At 39.0% G+C, this 315-nt stretch carries 1 protein-coding gene; it reads right to left on the reverse strand.

Features of this window, described 5'->3' with window-relative positions; translation table 11 throughout:
* A partial coding sequence (locus HPK16_RS16645; protein WP_484549371.1) for a Rossmann-fold NAD(P)-binding domain-containing protein occupies nt 1–313 on the reverse strand: 313 nt, incomplete at its 3' end.
* Between the last annotated feature and the right edge of the window lie 2 nt (nt 314–315).

Raw genomic sequence — 315 nt, forward strand, 5'->3', positions numbered from 1 at the left:
TGATGACATTTCCTTTTTCTAAATAAGGAATCGTTTTGCTGACCGCGTCGACAACATGTGTTAAATCACATGATAGATAGGCATCCGCCTTATTTGGCGTTGGCACAGCAATGATGAAAACATCCGATTCCTCTAGATTTAACTGTGCTTTAAAATTCCCAGATAATAAGGCTTTCGTTAGCTCTGTTTGAAGTCCTGGTTCCTCAATGTGAATTTTTCCTGCGTTAAGCATATTTACCGCATCTTCTTTCAGATCGATACCTATCACATTCTGACCATGATTAGCAAACATGATAGCCGTTGGTAAACCGATAT

The organism is Paenilisteria rustica, assembly GCF_013820765.1.
GTDB lineage: Bacteria > Bacillota > Bacilli > Lactobacillales > Listeriaceae > Listeria_A > Listeria_A rustica.